Genomic DNA, 20,212 nt, shown 5'->3' on the forward strand with positions numbered 1-20,212 from the left:
CGGCCGTGCGGTACAGCCGCGCGCTGGACACGTCACGTGGCCCCGGAAGGCTGCTCCGCCTGGCGCACCTGGTGTTCGACCTCGCCGCGTACCGCCGGTTGCGCGCCGCACTCGGCGGACGGTGCCGGATGGCCATCGTGGGCGGCGCGCCGCTGGGGGAGCGGCTGGGTCACTTCTTCCGGGGCACCGGAATCACCGTGCTGGAGGGGTACGGGTTGACCGAGACCTCCCCCGCGCTTACCGCGAACCTGCCGACGGCGATGCGGATCGGCACGGTCGGGAAACCACTGCCGGGGGTACGGATCCGCATCGCCGACGACGGCGAGATCCACGCCCGGGGCGAGGTGGTGTTCGGCGGCTACTGGAACAACCCGGAGGCCACCCGGGCGGCGTTGACCGACGACGGGTGGCTGCGTACCGGCGACCTCGGCACGATCGACGACGGCGGCTTCCTGCGGATCACCGGACGGACGAAGGACATCATGGTCACGGCCGCCGGCAAGAACATCGCGCCTGCGCCGATCGAGGAGCGGATCCGAGCGCATCCGCTGATCAGTCAGGTGATGCTGGTCGCCGACGGTCGCCCCTACGTCGCCGCGCTGGTGACGGTGGACCCGCAGGCGTGGACGCGCTGGCGGGAGCAGCACGGGCACCCCGGGGCGTCGGTGTCCGCGTTGCGGGACGATCCGGCGTTACGTGGCGAGATCCAGATGGCGATCGACCGGGCCAACCGCAGCATCTCCCGGGCCGAACAGGTCAAGACCTTCCGGATCCTGCACCGGGATCTCACCGAGGTGGACGGGGAACTCACCCCCACGCTCAAGATCAAGCGGGAGGCGGTGCAGGATCATTTCGCCGACGAGGTCGCCGCCCTCTACCAGGGCCATTAGGGTCGGTGCCGGCTCGCCGCTGCCCAGCCGGTGCTGATCAGGAACAGTGCGGCGCTGTAGGTCGCCATCACCAGCACGCTGTGTCCGGGCACCGTCGTACCGGCCGCACCGAGGCCGATCAACAGGTCCGAGAAGAGGAACAGCGCGCCGCCGAGCGCGACCCGCAGACCGAGCGCGGTCGCGGTCGCCGCCATCAGGCACAGCGCCAGGCTGTACCCGAGCACCGGCAGCCGCAGCTCGCCCAGCCGCGGCCACAGCAGCGCGTTCGCCACCACCCACAGCGCCAGGTACCCGGCCAGCGCCGCCGGTCGGGCCCGGCGGTGACCCACGAACGCGGTGACGAGCGCCAACTGGGTGCCGAGGAAACAGCCCATCCCGACCAGGAACGCGGCGTCCGACGGCATCAGCAGCGCGACGTCTCCGGCGGTGGCGAGCAGCAGGCCGACCGCGATCGGGGCGTTCGCCGCGCGGACCCGCCACAGCCAGGCCAGCAACAGCGGCGCCAGCAGCGGCTTGGCCAACCACTGCACCGCGAGCACGTCGGTGGCGACGGCGACCAGTTCGACGGCCGCCACGACGGCGAACGCCCAGAGCAACACCCCATCCCGGTCCGGCCGCCGCAGCCGCGTGTCCACCAGCCTCCGGCCGGTGCCGGTCGCGGTGTTCATCGGGCCGGCTGCCAGCCCGGGCGGCGCAGCAGGTACCCGAGCCGCTCCCGCCAGGACCTGGCGGTGCGCAGGTCCCGCCAGATGGCCGCGTACTCGTGGGTCGCCACCCGCAGCGGGTTGTAGGTGCCGATGTTCTTGGTCAGGCCGTACCGGACCGCGTCGCCCTCAGCCTGGAAGGTCCCGAAGAGTCGATCCCAGATGATCAGAATGCCGCCGTAGTTGCGGTCCAGGTACTCGTCGTTCGAGCCGTGGTGCACCCGGTGATGTGAGGGGGTGTTGAACAGCAACTCGATCGGTCGGGGCAGCAGGTTGATCCGCTCGGTGTGCAGGAAGAACTGGTAGAGCAGGCTGATCGACTGCTGAAGGAAGATCATCCACGGTGGAATGCCGAGCAGGGCCAGGCCCAGCCAGAAGGGCAGCGAGGTCATCGGTGTCCAGCTCTGCCGCAGCGCGGTGGAGAAGTTGAAGAACACGCTGGAGTGGTGCACCACGTGTCCCGCCCACAGCAGTCGCACCTCGTGGTGGGCCCGGTGGAACCAGTAGTAGGCGAAGTCGTCGGCGAAGAACAACAACACCCAGACCCACCAGTCGCCGGGGGAGAGACTGAACGGCGAGATCGTGTAGGCGGCGGCGTACAGGCCGATCGTGAGCAGCTTCCACGGCACGCCGATCACCTGGCTGCCGGCCCCCATGGTCAGGCTGGTGGTGGTGTCCCGGGCCTCGTAACCCCGTTCGGCGTCGTCGGGCGCGAACCGGTACGACAGCGCCTCGACGGTGATGAGCAGGAGGAACGCGGGGATGGCGTAGAGCACGGCGGGGATCATGCCCGGCTGTCCTTTCTGGTCGGGGCGGTGAGCGCGGCGGTGAGCAGCGATCGGGCCTCTTCGGCGGCCTCGACGTCCCGGCCGTCGGCGATTGCCGACGCCAGCCGGCGGTGCCCGGTGACGTCGAGCAGTTCGGTGGCGCGCCGTTGGGGCGGCACCTCGGCCACCGCCAGGGCGCCGGCCACCAGGCTGTTGAAGGCCAGCAGGTACGCGGTGTTGCCGCAGCCGTCCAGGATCAACCGCCAGACGGCGATGTTGGCCTCACCCATCGCGGTCAGATCGGGTGCGAGGTCGGCGAACTCCTCCACCGCGCGGACGATCCGTCGCCGCGCCGCGTCGTCGGCCCGGCGGGCGCAGAGCCGGGCCGCGTCGACGCCGATGCAGGCCCGCATGTCCATCATGTCGCGGACCAGGGTGGCGACCGGCAGTACGTCGCCGGAGCGCACCAGCGACAGCGCGAGATCCAGACCGGCGTGCACCCGCCAGTCCAGCACCCGGGTGGCCCCGCCCTGGCTGATCCGGACCAGGCCGAGTTGCTGCAACCGACGCAGCGCCTCCCGGACCGCATGTCGGTTCACCTGGAAGGTCGTCGCCAGCTCCCGTTCGCCGGGCAGCGTGTCGTCGGTGCGGTAGGTGCCACTGACGATGGCGTCGCGCAACTGTCCGAAGACCAGGTCGGAGACGGAGGCCCGGGTGACGGGGACGAATGCCATGCCCGGCAGTGTGGCCCAGGGCACATCAACCCGTCAACTGGTTGGACCAGTTGGGAACCTGGCGGATCGACACGCCCGTGGCTCGTGACCGTGCTGTCGCAGTGAGTTAGGGTGCGTTCGCAGCGGGTGGCGGTCGGGCACGGGAGGCGCCGGTGACGAGACGACGGCGTGGCCTCGCCCGCGCGGTCCTACGACTCGGTTTCCTGACCGCGGTCGCCGGGGCGGCATGGTGCGCCTACGACGTCGCCTCGGCCGATTCCGCCCGGGCCGCCGGGGAGCCGCCGGCCGTCACTCAGGGCGGAGCAACGCCCCGCGTCGGCGACCTCGTTCGAGGTCTGCTCGCCCCGGCACTCACGTCGGATCCGCCCGCCCCGGAGCCCCCGCCGCCGGCCCCATCGCCGCCGGCCCCACCGCCCAGGTCCGATCCGCCCCGACCGCTTCCGCCCGACGAGCCCGAACCACCCGCCGACGCCAGGCCGGCGGAACCGCCGTCACCACCTGCCGGTGGGCGACCACCGCAGGACACCGCGCCACCGGCTGACCCGGCGCCACCGGCTGGGTATGCGCCACCGTCGACCGACCCGAGCATGTCGAGACCGAGGCCGAGCGCACCTCGGGTCGCTGCCCACCCGGCGGGTGCGACACCGGCAGCGCAGCGGACGGCCGGGTCGCCAGCTGCGAGCCGGCCCCACAGCCGATCGGCGGAGCCGCTGGCGCGACTGCCCGAGGCGGTACGCGACGAGGTGGCCGTCGTGGTCGCCGAGGCCGGGACGCTCGCAGCGCCGCTCATCGCCGCCCTTGTGGAGCTGCTGGATGCCGAGTTGCCGCTGCTGGACTCCGTAGTGGTGGGGCTGGAGCCGGTGCTCGACGTGCTGGATCCGGTCGTCGAGCTGCCCCAACCCGCTCCGGCACCGGTGGACCCGACCCCCCGACCCGATCCGGATCCCGCCATGCTACCGGCACCGGAAGCCGAACCCGCGCTACCGGCCAGGCCGGACCGGGCCGACGCCGGCGCGGACAGCGCCCGGCAGATCGGCTCCGTCCACCACGTCATCCGTCACCGGTCCGGCCACCCGGCGGCTTCGCTGCCGCACAGCGGCGAGGAGATCGTCGACGGTGGACTGCACGAGCGGGACGGGCAGGCCGACCGTACGCCGGGTCCGCCGCCCTCGTCGCCGGCTCCCGGCACCAGCGGCGCCGAGTCGGCACCGACGTCGCACAGCGGCCCGGTCGACATGGCCGTGGCCGGCTGGTCGCCGCCAGCGGTCAGCGGCCGGGTGACCCGGCTGGCGCGTACCCGGAGACGCCCCTCCCGCTCGCCACGCCCGCGCAGCCGGCCCGCCTGACCGCTCGCTGCCACCTCCGCGCCGCCACGTCGGTCGTGGCCGCGCGACGCGACACCTGACGGCGGTCTACACCGTCGACCGTCCCGGGCCTGCCGGCGTGTGACTGCCTGGCACCGGCCCATCACCTACTTTTCCGACTTCATGCCTCACCAGGAGTAACCATGCACGTCACCCTGCCGGTCAACCGTGCCCGATGGTGCGACGTCGACTGGATCGTCGACCTGCTCACCGCCACGATCGTCCCCACGTCCCTCGGCGCGTGGCTCGTGCCCGATGAGCGGCGCCGTGCCGCCGTGATCGCCGCCGTGGCCCGCATCTGGACCGAGCACGCCCTGCTGTTCGGCGACGCGTTCCTGCTCAAGGACGGGACCGCCGCCACCGTCTGGTTCCACCGCTATCGCCCGATCCCGCCGCCACCCCGCTACGACGAGCGACTCGACGACGCCAGCGGCGAACACGCCGTGCGCTTCCGTCGCGTCGACCATCTCCTTGCCGCGCGGCGGCCCGCCGAGGCACACAACCACCTCGCGTTCCTCGCCGCACCCCCGGACGCCGACCGGGCTCGTCAGGCCGCCGCCGTCCTCGCCGGCAGCCACCGGTACATGGACAACCTCGGCCTGCCCGCGTACGCGGAGGTGCACGACGACGACCTGCGTCTCTATCGCCGGCTCGGCTACCGGGGCCGGCAACGTCTGTCGGGTCCCGGCGGCGCTACCGTCAACCTGCTCTGGCGGCCGGTCCCGTCGGTCCGGATCAGTCACTCGACCGTTCCGACGCGTCGGGTACCACCCGCCCTACAGGCGACGCCGCCCAGGACGGTGATGACGGTCGACGCCGGAGGAGGGGCCTGCCGCTGATCCGTGCTGAGATGGCACGAACGTGATCCGTCCTTTGGCGACCCGGACGCGCGCGGGTCGGCCCCGGTCGACCCGCGCGGGGCTCGAAACCACCGTCGGCGGCTGGTGTGAAACGTCGGGCGTCAACGCTGGGCGGTCGGTGACGGGGGAGCGCTGCCGCCCTGGGGTGCCTCGGTGGACATCAGCTCCACGACCGCCTTGCGGTCGGCCGCCGACGGTAGGCCCCAGCCAGGTTGGTACCCGTACACCTCGCGCAGCGGAGTGGCGCTGGTCCGCCCGCCGAGTATCTCCACGGCGTCGGTGTCGATCAGCCCTGGATGCTCCACCCCGCACGCCTCGGCGACCTTCATCAGGTCCCGCCGCAGCGTCTTGAGGTAGTGCGCCGCCCGGACCGACTTCGATGCCGGGTCCAGCCCCCGGGTCAGCCAGGCGTTCTGGGTGGCCACTCCGGTGGGGCAGGTGTCGGTGTGGCACTTCTGCGCCTGGATGCAGCCGATCGCCAGCATCGCCTCCCGGCCCACGGCCACCAGGTCGCAGCCGAGCGCGAACGCGACCACCGCGTTGTCGGGCAGGCCGAGCTTGCCGGAGCCGACGAAGACGACCTGCTCGTGCAGGTCACGTTCGGCGAAGATGGGATAGATCCGGGCGAAGCCCTGCTGGAACGGCAGCGACACGGAGTCGGTGAAGATCAGTGGCGCGGCCCCGGTGCCGCCCTCGCCGCCGTCGATGGTGACGAAGTCGACGCCTCGGCCGGTGTCGCGCATCAGGTCGGCCAGCTCGGTCCAGAAATCGAGGTCGCCCACGGCCGATTTGATACCGACCGGCAGACCGGTCTCGGTGGCCAGGAGTTCCACCCAGTCGAGCAGGCTGTCGCAGTCGGCGAACTCCGCGTGCCGCGAGGGGCTGACACAGTCCCGTCCGACCGGGATTCCCCGGGTCGCGGCGATCTCCGCCGACACCTTCGCCCCCGGCAGCAGGCCACCCAGGCTGGGCTTGGCCCCCTGACTGAGCTTGATCTCCAGCGCCCGCACCGGTGCGCCGGCGACCACGTCCTTGAGCCGGGCCAGGTCGAACCGGCCCCGATCGTCGCGGCAGCCGAAGTACGCGGTACCCAGTTGCAGGATCAGCTCGCCGCCGTTGCGGTGATACGGGGACAGCCCGCCCTCGCCGGTGTTGTGCAGGCAGCCGGCGAGCGCCGCGCCCCGGTTCAACGCCTCGACAGCGGGGCCGGACAGGGAGCCGAAGCTCATCCCGGAGATGGTCACCACCGATGCGGGGCGGAACGCGTGGGTGCGGCGTCGCGCGCCTCCGAGCACCTTCGCCGACGGCAGCCGCACCTCGTGCCCGGTAGTCGGCGTCGACGGCGGTACCGCCCGACCGAAGGTGCGGTGCTTGATGACCGGATATCCCGGGCTGTACTCGATGTCGTTGTCGGTGCCGAACCCGAAGTAGTTGTTCTGCCGCTTCGCCGACGCGTACACCCAGCGGCGTTGGTCCCGGGTGAACGGACGTTCCTCGTTGTTGCCGGCCACGATGTACTGCCGCAGCTCCGGCCCGAGCGATTCGAGCAGGTAGCGGGCGCGACCCAGCAGCGGGAAGTTGCGCCTCAGCGCGTGCTCGCGTTGCAGCAGGTCACGGGCGGCGAGCGCGGCGAGGGCGGTGACGGCGGCGGGTACGGCGTGACGGGCCCATCTCATCCCGCCACACTTTCCGTCGCCGAGCCCGGTCAAACGTCGGGGCGGTGCAGCTCAGCGCCGGTCGGCGGCACCAGGCGCAGCGGGTAGGCCGCCGACCGTGCCCACCGGACGACTCACCAGTTGGCCACCCGGTGGGGTCGGTGCACCCGCCGGGCCGATGGCGTCACTGGCGGCGGTGGCGATAATGATCGCGTGTTCAGCGGCACCGTTCACTTGCGCGTGGCACGGATAGTGGCGACATGAACGGTTGGCAGGTCTCCGGCTACACCCCGGTCCGTCGGCTCGGTGCCGGTGCCTCCGGCAGCGTCGATCTCGCCGTGCACGACGCCACCGGCACCGCGGTGGCGATCAAGTATCTGACCACCGGGCCCGACGACGAGCTGTTGCGGGCCGACTTCCGGGACGAGGCGCGGCGGCTTGCCGACATTGACGACCCGCACATCTGTCGCCTCTACGAGTACGTCGAGGCGCCCGGCGGGGCGGCGATCGTGATGGAGTTGGTCAACGGCGTGTCGCTGCGCCAGATGCTGCGTGCGCAGGGCCCCACCACACCGGAGTCGGCGCTCTGCGTGCTCAAGGGTTCCCTGGCCGGGCTCGGTGCGGCGCACGCGCGCGGCGTGGTACATCGTGACTACAAACCCGAGAACGTGCTGGTGACTGCCGAGGGCGCGAGCAAGCTCGCCGACTTCGGCATCGCCATGCCGGTCGGTGCCGCCTCCGGTGGCACTGTCACCGGCACCCCCCGCTACATGGCTCCCGAGCAGTGGTCCGGTGCGCCGGCCAGCCCGGCCTGCGACATCTACGCCGCCACCGCCACCTTCTTCGAATGCCTCACCGGCCACCCGCCGTTCGACGGGCGGGATCTGGCCACGCTGCGCCGGCAGCACATCCGGGCGCCGATCCCCACCGATCGGGCGCCGCGCCCGGTGCACGGCCTGCTGCGCGACGGGATGGCCAAGCGGCCCGACGACCGTCCACAGCCCGCGCAGGTCTTCCTCGCCAGCCTGGAGGAGGTAGCCGCCGGTGCCTACGGGGACGACTGGGAGGAACGCGGGTGGCGCGAGCTGGCTCGCCGGGCAGCGCTGCTGGCGGCGCTGTTTCCGTTCCCGGACGGCAGCGGGGGCGGCATCAGCGTGGCCAGCACGGCGGTCGGCACCTCTGCGCCGACATCGGTGGGCGAGGCCGCCGACGGATCCGTACCTCGGCGGACCGGACGGTCCCGGGCGGCGCTGGTCGGGTCCGGCCTGGTGGCGGCGATGCTGGTCGGCGTTGCCGGACTCAGCTACGCCGGGAAGGACGAGCCACCGTCGGTCGGTGCGGCGGCGGCCACCGAGGCCCGCACGGATCTGACCGCCGGGACCGTCCCGACCGTCGGAGTTCCGGCCGCACAGCAGCCGACGCCGACGTCCGACGTGCCGACGGTCGGCACCCCCGCTTCACCCACCCCGACCGGTACGGGGACCGTCCCGACGGGCGGCACCACGGTCGAGCCGAGCCGGTCGGTGCGTCCCCCGGGCGGCTCACAGCCCGCGACGCCGGTGCCCACGTCGTCCACCAGTCCCGCACCGCCGTCGGACACCACCGCGCCCATCGTTGACCGGGTCACCGCGAGTCCGACCGAACTTGATCCGGCGGGCTGCCCGTTCGGGCCGACCGCGAGCACGGTCACCGCGCTCGTCGCCGACGACCGTACCGACTCGGGTGAACTGCGGGTCCGTCTGCGCTACACGCTCGAGAAGCGGTCCTACGAGCAGAACATGGCTCAGCTGCGTGGCGGCCAGTTCCGGGGCGTGCTCGGCGACCTGCCCAGGCCCGGAGCGACCACGCGGATCCCGGTCGCGGTCCTGGCCACCGATGCCGCCGGTAACACCACCACCGGTGCGACGGTGCACGTGACGCTCTACTCCTTCTGCACGCCCGGCTGACCAGCCGCCCCCGCACCCAGGCCCGCGACGAACGCAGGAGACGACAGCGTGAATCAGCCGGACGACGACGCCACGGAGGCCCTGCCCACCCAACGGGTACCGGCCGAGCCGACCGTCACTCTGCCCGCACACCCACCGTCCGTGACCGCACCTAAGCCGTCGCTCGACGGTGCGGAGCCGACGCTGTCCCTCGACGCTGCTGAGCCGACGCTGTCGTTCGACGGTGCGGAGCCGACGCTGTCGCTGGCTGGGACCGGGGGAGACACGATGGCCGCGAATGTCACGGTCGGTACGCGTACCGGCGGCACGGCCCTGCCCGCGCCCACCGCCGGGCCCGGCGGCGAGCTGCGGTTCGGTCCCGGCGTGCCGGTCGCCCCGCCAGCGGCACCGGCCTGGCCGGCACCCGCGCCGCCGCGCCGGCCGTCGCCCTGGCGTCGCTTGACCACCGTGCTCTCCGCGCTGCTGAGCCTTGCGCTGCTGACCGCGGTGGGGTTGTGGATCTGGCAGCGACTCAGCCCGCTGGAGATCGCCGATGTCACCGCGAGCGTGCCCCGACCGGCCGAGGCACGCTGCGACGTCACCGTCGACGTGGTCGCCACCGTGCGGACCAACGGCCGCGCGGGCGTGATCGAGTATCAGTGGCTGCGGACCGGCAGTGCGCCAGGTGCTCTGCTCACCGAGCGCGTCGGTCGGGGACAGCGTAGCGTCACGCTGACGTTGCGCTGGTCGTTCACCGGGGTCGGCAGCACCACGGAGACCGCGACGGTGAACATCGTGTCGCCGGCACCGGCGCAGGCAGCGACCGAGGTCAGCTACGCCTGTCCAGGCTGACTCCGACGGGCCGGTGGTCGGGATGCGTCTGCGGCTGGGACGCCTACCGGCCCCCGGGATGCAGCGGCCCCATCCTGATCGCCCACGCCGTGGAACCGGGTAGCGCCGTGGAACCGGGCAGCGCCGCCGCCGAGCGGCTGCCGCTGCTCGCTGCGGACGCGACTTGACGACCTCTGCCGGCCACACCGACATCCGCCTCTGGTACGAGCCGGCCTGACGGTGCTCTCGTACTATGAATCGCGAGCCGTCAAGGACCGAAAGTTTCGATCCGGGACGTCGTTCGGGTGATCGGGTGGGTGGCGGAGTGGGCCATCGTCGCAGCACAGATGGGGCATTGGTGCCCTTCACGGTGACTCGGGCCGGCTCGGGACACAGTGGCACCAATTAAGATCATAATTGACATTTATGCGACTCGATGCTTGTCTGGCGTTGGAAGCGCTCCCATCCACCGACACCACCGAGGAACGGAGGACGCACATGCGTTCACGCAGGCCTGATCAGAGCGGCGGACGGTCCCGGTCAGCCGTCCGCCAGCCCCTTCGGGTGTTTGCCGTGCTGCTCGCGATGATCGTTGGCGTGCTGCCCTGGGCCACCCCGGCCCAGGCGCACGGCACCATCATCAACCCGGCCTCCCGCGCCTACCAGTGCTGGCAGAGCTGGGGCAGCCAGCACACCAACCCGGCCATGCAGCAGCAGGACCCCATGTGTTGGCAGGCGTTCCAGGCCAACCCCGACACCATGTGGAACTGGATGAGCGCGCTGCGGGACGGTCTGGGCGGCAACTTCCAGGGCCGCACCCCCGACGGGCAGCTGTGCAGCAACGGGCTGTCCAGGAACAACAGCCTGAACCAGCCTGGCGCGTGGCGGACGACGAACGTGAGCCGCAACTTCACGGTCCAGCTCTACGACCAGGCCAGCCACGGCGCCGACTTCTTCCGCGTCTACGTCAGCAAGCAGGGGTTCGACCCCACCACCCAGCGGCTCGGCTGGGGCAACCTCGACTTCATCACGCAGACCGGCAGGTACGCGCCTGCGCAGAACATCTCGTTCAACGTCTCGACCTCCGGCTACACCGGACGCCACATCGTCTTCGTCATCTGGCAGGCTTCGCACCTCGACCAGGCGTACATGTGGTGCAGTGACGTGAACTTCGTCTGATCGACCAGCTCCATCGCTCCGGCCCAGGGTTGCCGTCCTGGGCCGGAGCGGCTCGTCGAGGCGGCCGCGACGCTGCGGCGGACCGGCACCGGCCGGCTCACTGCGTCCGGTCGGCCCGAGCACGGGCGATGCCGGCACCGATCAGGCGTACGCCTCGAGCCGTCGCGGGGTGAAAGCCGAGCAGTTCGTGGGCCCGGCGGATGCGATAGTCGAGCGTGCGCGGATGGATGTTGAGGGCCGCCGCGGTACGAAGGCGGTTCATGTCGTTGTCGTAGTAGGCAGCGAGCGTCTCGATAAGATCGGGGCCGGCGGAGAGACGGCGGGTGAGGTCGTCGAGCCAGCGGTCGACCGCGGGCAGTTGTGCGACAGCGAGTTCGATCAGGACGTCGGCGACCGTGTGCAGGCACTCCGGCCTCGGCTGCGCGGGCGCGACGCAGCTGACCCGGCGGGCCAAGTCGGCGGTGTCGGCCAGGCTGCCGGTGGGGCCGGCGGCGGTGCCGATCGACAGCGGACGGCCGACGGTGTCGGCGAGACCGCGGATCACCGCGAGAGCGGTCTGATGCTCCGTGGCGACGAGCGTTCCGACCGCCTCCGACACGGGGGTAAGCAGGACGAACTCCGACGGCTTGCGCCACATCATCGGCGTGCGGCGCACGCGCAGCAGCGTTTCGATGGTTCTGGCGCGCACCTTGGCGGTCAGGCGTCGCGTGTCGCCTCGGATGGTGACGACCGTGACCAGGTACGGCCCGTGGTGGGGCAGGGCGAGGTCACCGGCGAGCTGACCGGCGGCGGGGTCGTCGTGAAGCAGCGCCAGCGTGAGGTGTTGTATCCGCGCTGCGAACGGCACGCTGCGGTGCTGCCCGGCGAGGAAACCCCGGGTGTACGCGGCCTGGGCGACCGCGCCCTGCGGGCCCAGCCACCGCAGCATTCGCATCACGTCCTCGATGTCGTCCGGCCCGGCCGCCTCGCGGATCTCCTGAAGTGTCAGCGTCGAGTGCAGCGTCAGCACCTGGCGTTGGGCTACGGCGGAGATGCCGCGTTCGCCGCGCTCCTGGCCGACCGACTCCATGTGCCGCAGATCGTCGTCGGTGAAAGGCTGCTCGTCGGCCGCGAGCGCAGCGGTGCGGCGGCGGAGCAGCACCGCGAAATCCATCATCGCGGCGAGCCCGTGGCTGGACACATCGACCCGCCGAAACTCGGGCAGCTCGCGTTGGTACACCCGAACAGCCCGTCGGGCGTTGCGGTCGACCTGCTTGCTGAGCTGGTGGAACAGGTCTCCCATTGAAGCCCCTGCCTCGAAGGTCCAGCCGTTCCCGCGTCACCTCAACCTCAGAGATTAGTGCCCCCGCCCGAGTAATAACCAGCGCTCCGCGAAGGGTGGCACCGCGTTCGATCGGGTCACCACAAGTGACAAGCGGCGTTTCCCGATCGCGCATCCGGGTTGTCACCGATGACGAAGACAAGCCGGTGCCGCACGGTCCACGCTATTCGCGTCCGTCGATAACAGGGCGAAGGAGAATCGCCATGGGACGTCAACCGGTACGTACGCTCGTCGCCGCCACGCTGGCGGTCGCCCTGGCTGTTCCGGGTACGGCGGCGCCGGCGCACGCCGCCGACGGCACGGTGCCCGTGCAGAAGATCGGCACCACTGTCATCCAGCTGCTGAACCTGTTCAGTGACGGCGGGCTCAGCCCCGAGGAGATCGCCCAGCTGGTGACCGACACCATCCTGGCTGTCGACGATGCCGAGTCGGTGGTGCTCACGCACATGGACGCCCTCGCCGCGGCGCCGTGGCTCGGTGCGGCACGGGCGCACATCGTGGAGTTCAACGACATAGAGATCTTTGAGGAGGAGACGCTCTGGGACTGGGCGATGGCCGTCACCCGCGACGCCGACATGGCGGCGAGCGTCTTCAACGCGATGACGGACCCCAAGTCCCGCAACGACCTCGGGTACGCGATCCACACGCTCTACCCGATGGCGCTGGCCGCCCGGGCCAAGGCCGGGTTCGGCACGACCACGCTGATGCGCCACTACCGGGAGGCACTGGAGTCGATCGTGGAGAACCTCAAGCCGGTCTGCGCACCCCCCGCGCAAGGTGACCTGGACCCGCACCCGTCGATCTACCACGTCGTGCACGTCTGCACCGCGCCCGACGGTCGGCGACTGGAATTCCAGGACTACGAGTACTTCGGCGACTGGCGGGAGGGCCCGTACTCGCCGGAGTCGCTGTTGGAGGCCGCCGGGGCGGGCACGAGTTGGGCGGTGGCCCGGGCGGTCCTACAAACCATGGATAACCAGGGAGGCGATCGGTGACAAGACTACGTAAGCGATTCGCTACCGGCATGGCGGCTGTGGTGCTGGCCACCGGGCTCGTCGTGCCGGGCGGAGCCCGACCGGCACAGGCGGCCGTGGACCCGACGACGGTGGCGGCCATCATCCAGTTCGCTGCTGCGGCCTACTCGTACTTCAACAGTTCCCAGAACGGCGGACTCACTCTCGAACAGGCGACCAGCCAGATCATCGGCGCGGTAAACGCCTCGCGGGACGCGATCAACGCACACGCCGACGCCTTGGCGGTGGCGGAGGCGACCGGCTGCGTACGGCACCATGTGCTCGAGTTCGCCGACATCGCCGAGTTCCCGCTCAGCCTCAAGCAGCGCTGGGCGCAGGACGTGACAAGCTGCGTGACGCTCATCGACGCGCTGTGGAACGCGGTCACCAACGCCTCGGCGAAGAACCAGCTCGGCATCCTGCTCGGCGCCATCGGGCCGATCGCGCTGATCGCCCGGGCCCAGGCCCGCTTCAGCGTCACCGAGCTGAGGTCGTTGCTTGTCAACGCGTTCACCCGGGTGCAGACCCAGTGGCAGCCGTACTGCATGGGAACTCCGTACGGTGTCAACGAGGAATTCTGGATGAACTACCACGATCCGATCTGGCTCGACGGCGGCTTCTTCTGTTCCGGCCCGTACGACACCGTCACCCGTACGCACGTGGCCCGAGCATCCGCCGGCGGCATGGGGCTCTTCCAGTACGGAGCACTCATCCAGTACGACTTCAGCCCGCTGATCGACGCGGTGTCGAAGCAGTACGCGCACGGGGTCGCGGTCGCCTCACTGGCCCAACTGCGTCCGTAGGTCGTCTCCTCCACTGGTTTCTGCGCAGGGGCAGGCGGGTAGGTCGGGCCGGACGAACCACCTGCCCCTGTGGAGGACCATCCGATGCGAGACGACTTTGGTGACGCGGTGGGGGACACCCTCCGCTCGATACTTCTCTTCCTGCCCAAGGCGCTCGCCTTCGTGGCCATTCTGGTGGTCGGCTGGCTGCTGGCCAAGGCGGCGCTGAAGCTGGTCAACCGGCTGCTCGAGAGGGTCGGCTTCGACCGTGCGGTCGAGCGCGGCGGCATCCGCCGGGCCCTGGCCCGATCCCGCTACGACGCCAGTGACATCGTCGCCCGGCTCGCCTACTACGGGATCCTGCTGCTCACCCTCTACCTGGCCTTCGGGGTCTGGGGGCCGAACCCGATCTCCGACCTGATCGGCGGGGTCATCGCCTGGCTGCCCCGCGCCTTCGTGGCGATCGTCATCGTGGTTGTCGCCGCCGCCATCGCCAGTGCGGTGAAAGACATCATCTCCGGCGCGCTCGGCGGGTTGTCCTACGGCCGGCTGCTGGCCACCGCCGCCTCGGCGTTCATCCTCGGACTCGGCATCATCGCCGCGCTCAACCAGATCGGTGTGGCGACCACGGTGACCACGCCGGTGCTGATCGCCGTGCTGGCCACGATCGGCGGCATCCTCGTGGTCGGGGTCGGTGGCGGGCTGGTGCGTCCGATGCAGAGCCGCTGGGAGTCGTGGCTCGCCCGGGCCGAGCAGGAGTCGCGGACCATCGCCGAGCACGCGCGGGCCTACTCCGCCGGCCGGCGCGAGGCCGACGAACGTCCCGCCGACCCCGCCGCCAGCGCGTCCACCCATGCGTCGGACGTCGCCACGCCCAGCACCTCCCACCCGGTCAACGCAGAGCCCACCTCCACCGGTGACGACCCGGAGGCGACCCAGGTCGTCACCGGCCCCGCCATCGATCCCGACGCGACCACGCCGCTACCGCGCCAGGACCCGGCCCCGACGCAGCCCTCGGCGTCGCCGGAGAGCGACCCGGACACCACCCAGGTGGTCACTCCGAATCCGCCGCAGGCGCCGGCACCGCGCGACTCCGCCGACAGCGACTCGACAATCGTGCTGCCGAAGACCGGCGAGCAGCGTTGACCGTCGGGCGGGACGGGACCGGTACCGGTCCCGTCCCGCCCGGGCCGTTGGCCACGCCCGAATCACCCGTGCGGAACCGCCGGGTGGGGCGTTAGCATCAGCGCCATGACCTGGCGACATTGATCCGTCATCCGAGGCCGTGGGCCGCCACGAACGCCGTGACACCGGCGTCCGTGACCCGTCCACCTGAAAGGCCCCGATGACCCCGACCTCGCCGCGTGCCCGCCGCCTGGCCGGCACGCTTTACGCGTACGCGTTCCTCACCGACCTGGTGCTGCTCTACCCGGTGTACGCGCTGCTGTTCGCCGACACCGGCCTGTCGGTCGGGCAGATCTCCTCGTTGTTCGTCATCTGGTCGCTGGCCAGCATCGCGCTGGAGGTGCCCTCCGGCGCCTGGGCCGATGCGACCTCCCGACGGCGGATGCTCTGCCTCGCGCCGCTGTGCACCGCCGCCGGCTTCGCCCTCTGGACCCTCGCGCCGTCCTATCCGGCGTTCGCCGCCGGGTTCGTCCTCTGGGGGGCCGGCGGCGCGCTCGCCTCCGGCGCGACGGAGGCTCTGGTCTTCGACGAACTAGACCGGCTCGGTGCCGCCGACCGGTACGCCCGCGTCATCGGCCGGGCGCGCACCGCCGGCACCCTCGGTGTGCTGGCGTCGATCGTGCTGGCTGCTCCCGTGCTCGCGTTCGGTGGCTACCCGGCGGTTGGCGCGGCCAGTATCGCGGTGTGCCTGCTCGCCGCGGCCGTCGCCGTCCGCTTCCCCGAACACCGCCAGGCCACCCGCCCGGCCGGCATCGCCTCCGCCCCGCCGGGCGGCCTCGACGTCGATCGCGCCGTGCCGCGTGGCGTCGATCGCGCCGCGTCGGCTGACCTCGACGCCGACCTCGCCGTGCCGGCCGTGGGCAGGGCGGCCCCAACCGTGGTCAGTGGGCCGGCGGACACCGTGACGGCCGCCGACCCGGACGGGGACGAACTCGGTTGGTGGCAGGGGCTGCGCGCGGGAGTCGCCGAGGCCCGAGGTCACCGGTCGGTGCGCCGGGCGGTGCTGCTCGTCGCCGGGGTCGGTGCCGTCTGGGGCGCACTCGACGAGTACACGCCGCTGCTGGCCCGCGACACCGGCGTCGCGCTGACCACCGTGCCGTTGCTGCTCCTGATCGTCACGCTCGGGCAGGTCGTCGGTGGTCTGCTCGCCCCGGTCGGTCAGCGGTTCGGCAGTCGTGGCTTTGCGCTGCTGCTGGCCGGCTCGGCGTTGGCCCTGGCCGGGGGCGCACTGTCGGGTCACCCGGCCGCGTTCGGGCTGGTGGCAGTGGCGTTCTGTGGTTTTCAACTGGCCTCTGTGCTGGCCGACGCGCGACTACAGGCCCGGATCACCGGGCCGGGGCGGGCCACCGTCACCTCGCTCGCCGGGATGGCCACCGACGTGACGATCATCGTCGTGTACGGCGGGTACGGCCTGGTCGCTACCGTGGCGGGCAATCGGGTGGCGTTCGCGGTCGCCGCCGTGCCGTACCTGCTGATCGCGGTGGCACTGGCGATCCGGCCGTCCGATGACCGGAGACCGCTCGCGTCGGTGGGGGTGGCCCGGGGTGGTTAACGGCTTCAGCCCAGGTCGTCGTCGAGGTAGACCCAGCGGCCGTCCTCACGGACGAAGCGGCTGCGTTCGGTCACCGTGCCCGGATCGCGTCCCTCCCGGTAGTGGGCGCGGAACTCCACGGTGCCGGTGCTGTCGAACAGGCCACCGCCGTCGGTGTCGAGCACCTCCAACCCGGTCCAGCGCTGGGCGGGGTCGAGGTGCAGCCGTGGCGGCCGGGTACCGGAGTGCCAGCTGCGCAGCAGATAGTCCGGGTCGCCCACGGCGAAGGCCGCGTACCGGGACCGCATCAGCGCCTCGGCCGTGGGCGCGTCGGCCTCACCCCGGTGCAGCCGTCCGCAGCAGTCCGCGTACGGCAGGCCCTGCCCGCACGGGCACGTCCCGGTCACCTCGGGTCCGCTGGCTGGTCGTCTGTCTCGCTTGGCCACGTCGCCATCCTTCCGGTCGCGGCGTCGGCCACGGCCACCGGGGCGCGTCGGCCTTGCGGACGCGCCGGTCAGCGGGATCCCGAGCGGGGGCTCCGCCGGTTGCCGAACGACTCCATCGTGGTGGCCCGCTTCGCCGGTGCCGGGGTGGCCGAGCGGGACCGGGATGCGGCGGCCTGGGAGGCGGAGGTCTTCCTGGTCGGTGCCCGCTTCGTACCCGTGGCCTTCCCCGCCGGTGCCGTCGTGCCGGGCGCTCTCGCCGCCGTCGCCTTCTTCGCGGATGCCTTCTTGACCGGGGCGGACTTCTTCGCCGCGGTTGCCTTGGCAGTGGGGCGGCGGGCCGGGGTGGCGGTGGCGGAGACTGCCTTCTTACGGGCGACGCGGGAACTCGTCGGGGTGGGCTTCGTCTCGGGCGTCTTCGCGGCGGTGGCCCCGGTGGCCCGCTTCGCCGCCGTGGCCGCCTTCTTCGCCGCCACCTTCCGCGGCGGCGGGCCACCCTTCTCCGCGCCGGTCCGCTTGCTGGCCCGTGCTGCCTGCGCCATCGTCGCTCCTTGCGAATCTGCCGTGGGCGACAGTTCTTCCCGGCGCCCCGACGGTCAAACGCGGGTTCACGCTGCCCGGGTGGCGAAAACGATCACGTTGTCGACGTACTCGTCGGTGTCCCGGTCGAACCGACCGCCGCAGGTGATCAGTCGGAGGCCGGCCGCTTCGCCCGGGCCGTAGACCAGGTCCGTGGGGAACCGGTCCTTCGGATACGCCTCGACGTCGTGCACGGCGAAGCGCACCATCCGGGCGTCGGTCCGGACGATCTCGATGGTGTCGCCGGGACGCAGCCGTCCCAGGTGGAAGAAGACGGCTGGCCCGCCGGGGGAGTCCACGTGCCCCACCAGCACCGCGTTGCCGGTCTCGCCGGGGCTGACTCCGGGCCGGTACCAGCCCGCGACACCCGGGCGGTCCAGCGGTGGCACCTCCAGCGCCCCGGCGGCGTCGGCGGCGACGGAGATCAGCGGTGCGCGGATGCCGACGGCGGGGATGCGAACCTCCACAGGGTCGGCCCGGGGCAGCGGCGACAGGTGCGGCGCCGGAACCGTCCGGTGCGGCGCCGTCGCGCCGTCGGGTTGCGGTGGTCGCGCCGGTAGCCGCGTCAGACCCGTGCCGACCAGCGCGAGGCCGGCCACCGCGAGCGCCGCGATCAGGAACCGGATCACCTGGTACGCCCGCACGGGAACCTCCGTTCGCGGTGCCCGCGAGGGGCGTGGGATCTTCGTCTGCCGGTGCCACCTCGGGTGCCCGCACCGTCGAGCACGGTGCGGGCACCCGTCGCAGGATGGGATGGGGTGAGTCGTGGATCAGTGGGTCGCGGCGGTGACGGCGTGGCGACGCCGCCGGGCCAGAATGACGGCACCGCCGAGCGCGGTGGCCAACAGGGTGGCGCCGGTGGCCAGGGTCCCGGCACCGTCGTCGTCACGGCCGCCGGCCTCGGCACCGCCGATCGGGGTGACCGTGAAGGTCGCACTGCCGTCGGCCGTACCGTCGCCGCAGGTCGCGGAGACCGTGTAGGTGCCGAGGGTGAAACCGGCGGTGAACAACTCCGCGCTCAACCCGCCACCGGCGGCTGCCGTGGTGGAGCGAACGTTCTGGTCGCGGTCAGGCCCGGTGACGCGGAAGATCGCGTCGCCTGATTTCGGGTTGCAGCCCGTCGCGGTCAGTACGACGGTTCCGCCGACCGGCGTGGTGGACGGCGACACGGTCGTGTCGGCCAGCGCGGTGCCGGGCAGCAACAGCGCGCCGAGAGCGATGCCACCTGCCGCCGGTATGAGAACTCTTCTTGCCTTCATACGCGTCTTCCCTCACTTTTCGTCCGCTGACTGCGTGGGACGTCGTTCGGGTGGCCAACTCCGTGACTAGCACCGGTGTGCCCAACACTAGGTGGCCTTGAGACTCGATCCGGTGAAAATGAGAAATCCTCGTTGCCGTCCGGTGTTCTCCCGGACGCCGTAGGCGTCGCGGAAGGGGCGGTCGGGGTACGCCGTGTCCGGCTGCTGGGGTTGTGGGCGCGATGCCCAGGTGGCCTACACCCGCGCCCCAGCCTGCGAGCGCCCTCCCAATGGTCCCGGGGGGTTTGGGGTGGGGTGTCGGGTTCCGGGGGAGGGGGTTGGGGAATGGTGGGGACCGGCCGGTCGTTGAACACTCGCGAACGGCCGTGAAAGACTGCCCGCCACGGCGGGTGGCCCCGGGAATGATGGCGGGCCGGCGGTCGTTGGACATGGTCGCGGCGATGCGGAGCGGCCCCTCGGGCCCCGCGTCCCGGAGATCTTTTCCCCCTTCTGTTTTGAGCGCCTTTTGTGCTGGTGCTTGCGTGCGTGCGCCCGTCTCCCTCGGTGTGCGTGCGTCGACCCCCGATTGGAGCTTTGTCATGAACACGATGCTGCGGAAGAGCGTGCTGGGTATCGCGGGTCTGGCGTTCACCGGTGGTCTGTTCGCTGGTCCGGTGGCCGCCCACGCCGATGTCACCCCGGTCAAGACCGTCCCGGTCGCGGCGGTGCAGGCTGACAAGCCGGACATGGGCAAGCTGCTGCCGCACGGCGCCCCGAGCAACCAGTCGATGATCGAGTTGAACGACGAGCAGATCGCGAACGTGAAGGCGATCATCGCGGCGACGAAGAAGGCCGGGATGGACGAGCGGGCCGCGGTGGTGTCGATCGCGACGGCGTTGCAGGAGTCGAAGTTGGAGAACCTGGGTCACCTGGGTGACCGCAACGACCACGACTCGCAGGGCCTGTTCCAGCAGCGCCCGTCGTCGGGTTGGGGCACGGTGGAGCAGATCACCGACCCCGAGTACTCGACCCTGGCGTTCCTGAAGGGGTTGAAGCAGGTCGACGGCTGGCAGGACATGCCCCTCACCGAAGCAGCGCAGACCGTGCAGGTGTCGGCCTACCCCGACCACTACGCCCAGTGGGAACAGCAGGCCGCCGACCTCGTCGCCCAGCACTGGACCAGCTGACAACCGAAGACATTCCTCCACAGG

The 20,212-nt window shown here is 71.4% G+C and carries 19 protein-coding genes and 1 pseudogene; 11 read left to right on the forward strand and 9 right to left on the reverse strand.

The features are described 5' to 3' along the window. Positions 1 to 890: AMP-binding protein (locus O7624_RS00005; protein WP_282238381.1), on the forward strand; the 890-nt coding region annotated here is incomplete at its 5' end. Here the strand turns inward: O7624_RS00005 and O7624_RS00010 are convergent. From O7624_RS00010 to O7624_RS00020, 3 genes are read right to left on the reverse strand one after another with little or no spacing between them, the layout of a single operon-like run. After that, positions 887 to 1,558: a lysoplasmalogenase gene (locus tag O7624_RS00010; protein WP_282238373.1), complete on the reverse strand. Its 672-nt coding sequence runs from the start codon at positions 1,556 to 1,558 to the stop codon at positions 887 to 889. The two genes, O7624_RS00005 and O7624_RS00010, sit on opposite strands and share 4 nt — an antisense overlap. Next, on the reverse strand, positions 1,555 to 2,382 hold the full coding sequence (locus O7624_RS00015; protein ID WP_282238374.1) for a sterol desaturase family protein: 828 nt from the start codon (positions 2,380 to 2,382) through the stop codon (positions 1,555 to 1,557). Before O7624_RS00015 ends, O7624_RS00010 begins: the two co-directional genes overlap by 4 nt. Then, positions 2,379 to 3,095, reverse strand: a complete 717-nt coding sequence (locus O7624_RS00020; RefSeq protein ID WP_282238375.1) for a GntR family transcriptional regulator — start codon at positions 3,093 to 3,095, stop codon at positions 2,379 to 2,381. Before O7624_RS00020 ends, O7624_RS00015 begins: the two co-directional genes overlap by 4 nt. A 587-nt stretch (positions 3,096 to 3,682) precedes the next feature. Between O7624_RS00020 and O7624_RS00025 the strand changes: the two genes are divergently transcribed. Both O7624_RS00025 and O7624_RS00030 read left to right on the forward strand, forming a co-directional pair. Further along, positions 3,683 to 4,441: a hypothetical protein gene (locus tag O7624_RS00025; RefSeq protein WP_282238376.1), complete on the forward strand. Its 759-nt coding sequence runs from the start codon at positions 3,683 to 3,685 to the stop codon at positions 4,439 to 4,441. Between the two features lie 161 nt (positions 4,442 to 4,602). Beyond that, positions 4,603 to 5,298 (forward strand): hypothetical protein, encoded by a 696-nt coding sequence (locus O7624_RS00030; RefSeq protein ID WP_282238377.1) that lies wholly within the window; start codon positions 4,603 to 4,605, stop codon positions 5,296 to 5,298. A gap of 122 nt (positions 5,299 to 5,420) precedes the next feature. Here the strand turns inward: O7624_RS00030 and O7624_RS00035 are convergent, their stop codons facing one another. After that, positions 5,421 to 6,995 (reverse strand): FMN-binding glutamate synthase family protein, encoded by a 1,575-nt coding sequence (locus tag O7624_RS00035; RefSeq protein WP_282238378.1) that lies wholly within the window; start codon positions 6,993 to 6,995, stop codon positions 5,421 to 5,423. Between the two features lie 239 nt (positions 6,996 to 7,234). On the opposite strand from O7624_RS00035, the gene O7624_RS00040 reads away from it, so the two are divergent. The 3 genes from O7624_RS00040 (at position 7,235) to O7624_RS00050 (ending at position 10,909) form a co-directional block, all read left to right on the forward strand. Continuing rightward, the gene (locus O7624_RS00040) at positions 7,235 to 8,920 is read left to right on the forward strand and encodes a serine/threonine-protein kinase (protein ID WP_282238379.1); all 1,686 of its coding nucleotides are present in this window, start codon (positions 7,235 to 7,237) and stop codon (positions 8,918 to 8,920) included. Positions 8,921 to 8,968: 48 nt separating this feature from the next. Next, positions 8,969 to 9,751, forward strand: a complete 783-nt coding sequence (locus O7624_RS00045; RefSeq protein ID WP_282238380.1) for a hypothetical protein — start codon at positions 8,969 to 8,971, stop codon at positions 9,749 to 9,751. Between the two features lie 552 nt (positions 9,752 to 10,303). Continuing rightward, positions 10,304 to 10,909, forward strand: coding sequence for a lytic polysaccharide monooxygenase (locus tag O7624_RS00050; RefSeq protein WP_093406097.1), 606 nt, complete (start codon positions 10,304 to 10,306; stop codon positions 10,907 to 10,909). Positions 10,910 to 11,006: 97 nt separating this feature from the next. On the opposite strand, the gene O7624_RS00055 is transcribed toward O7624_RS00050, so the two are convergent. Then, positions 11,007 to 12,191: a helix-turn-helix domain-containing protein gene (locus O7624_RS00055; RefSeq protein WP_282238382.1), complete on the reverse strand. Its 1,185-nt coding sequence runs from the start codon at positions 12,189 to 12,191 to the stop codon at positions 11,007 to 11,009. 242 nt (positions 12,192 to 12,433) lie between these two features. On the opposite strand from O7624_RS00055, the gene O7624_RS00060 reads away from it, so the two are divergent. From O7624_RS00060 to O7624_RS00075, 4 genes and pseudogenes are all read left to right on the forward strand, one after another. After that, positions 12,434 to 13,225: a hypothetical protein gene (locus tag O7624_RS00060; RefSeq protein WP_093405625.1), complete on the forward strand. Its 792-nt coding sequence runs from the start codon at positions 12,434 to 12,436 to the stop codon at positions 13,223 to 13,225. Then, positions 13,222 to 14,046 carry a hypothetical protein gene (locus O7624_RS00065; protein WP_282238383.1) on the forward strand — a complete coding sequence of 275 codons (825 nt, stop codon included), beginning with the start codon at positions 13,222 to 13,224 and terminating at the stop codon, positions 14,044 to 14,046. Before O7624_RS00060 ends, O7624_RS00065 begins: the two co-directional genes overlap by 4 nt. An 84-nt stretch (positions 14,047 to 14,130) precedes the next feature. Beyond that, positions 14,131 to 14,856 (forward strand): annotated as a pseudogene (locus O7624_RS00070) (hypothetical protein); the annotation flags it as partial. Between the two features lie 514 nt (positions 14,857 to 15,370). After that, a complete protein-coding gene (locus O7624_RS00075; protein WP_282238384.1) occupies positions 15,371 to 16,762 on the forward strand; it encodes an MFS transporter in 1,392 nt (463 codons plus the stop codon). A gap of 5 nt (positions 16,763 to 16,767) precedes the next feature. On the opposite strand, the gene O7624_RS00080 is transcribed toward O7624_RS00075, so the two are convergent. From O7624_RS00080 to O7624_RS00095, 4 genes are all read right to left on the reverse strand, one after another. After that, positions 16,768 to 17,187: a YchJ family protein gene (locus O7624_RS00080; RefSeq protein ID WP_282238385.1), complete on the reverse strand. Its 420-nt coding sequence runs from the start codon at positions 17,185 to 17,187 to the stop codon at positions 16,768 to 16,770. Positions 17,188 to 17,255: 68 nt separating this feature from the next. Continuing rightward, positions 17,256 to 17,726, reverse strand: coding sequence for a hypothetical protein (locus O7624_RS00085; protein WP_282238386.1), 471 nt, complete (start codon positions 17,724 to 17,726; stop codon positions 17,256 to 17,258). Positions 17,727 to 17,792: 66 nt separating this feature from the next. Next, positions 17,793 to 18,407 carry a class F sortase gene (locus O7624_RS00090; RefSeq protein WP_282238387.1) on the reverse strand — a complete coding sequence of 205 codons (615 nt, stop codon included), beginning with the start codon at positions 18,405 to 18,407 and terminating at the stop codon, positions 17,793 to 17,795. A gap of 126 nt (positions 18,408 to 18,533) precedes the next feature. After that, complete coding sequence (locus O7624_RS00095; protein WP_093405611.1) at positions 18,534 to 19,022, reverse strand: hypothetical protein; 489 nt, start codon at positions 19,020 to 19,022, stop codon at positions 18,534 to 18,536. 578 nt (positions 19,023 to 19,600) lie between these two features. On the opposite strand from O7624_RS00095, the gene O7624_RS00100 reads away from it, so the two are divergent. Continuing rightward, positions 19,601 to 20,188: a hypothetical protein gene (locus O7624_RS00100; protein WP_282238388.1), complete on the forward strand. Its 588-nt coding sequence runs from the start codon at positions 19,601 to 19,603 to the stop codon at positions 20,186 to 20,188. Positions 20,189 to 20,212: the final 24 nt, after the last annotated feature.

Origin of the sequence: Verrucosispora sp. WMMD1129 (assembly GCF_029581255.1) — a bacterium.
In the GTDB taxonomy this organism is placed as follows: Bacteria; Actinomycetota; Actinomycetes; order Mycobacteriales; family Micromonosporaceae; genus Micromonospora; species Micromonospora sediminimaris.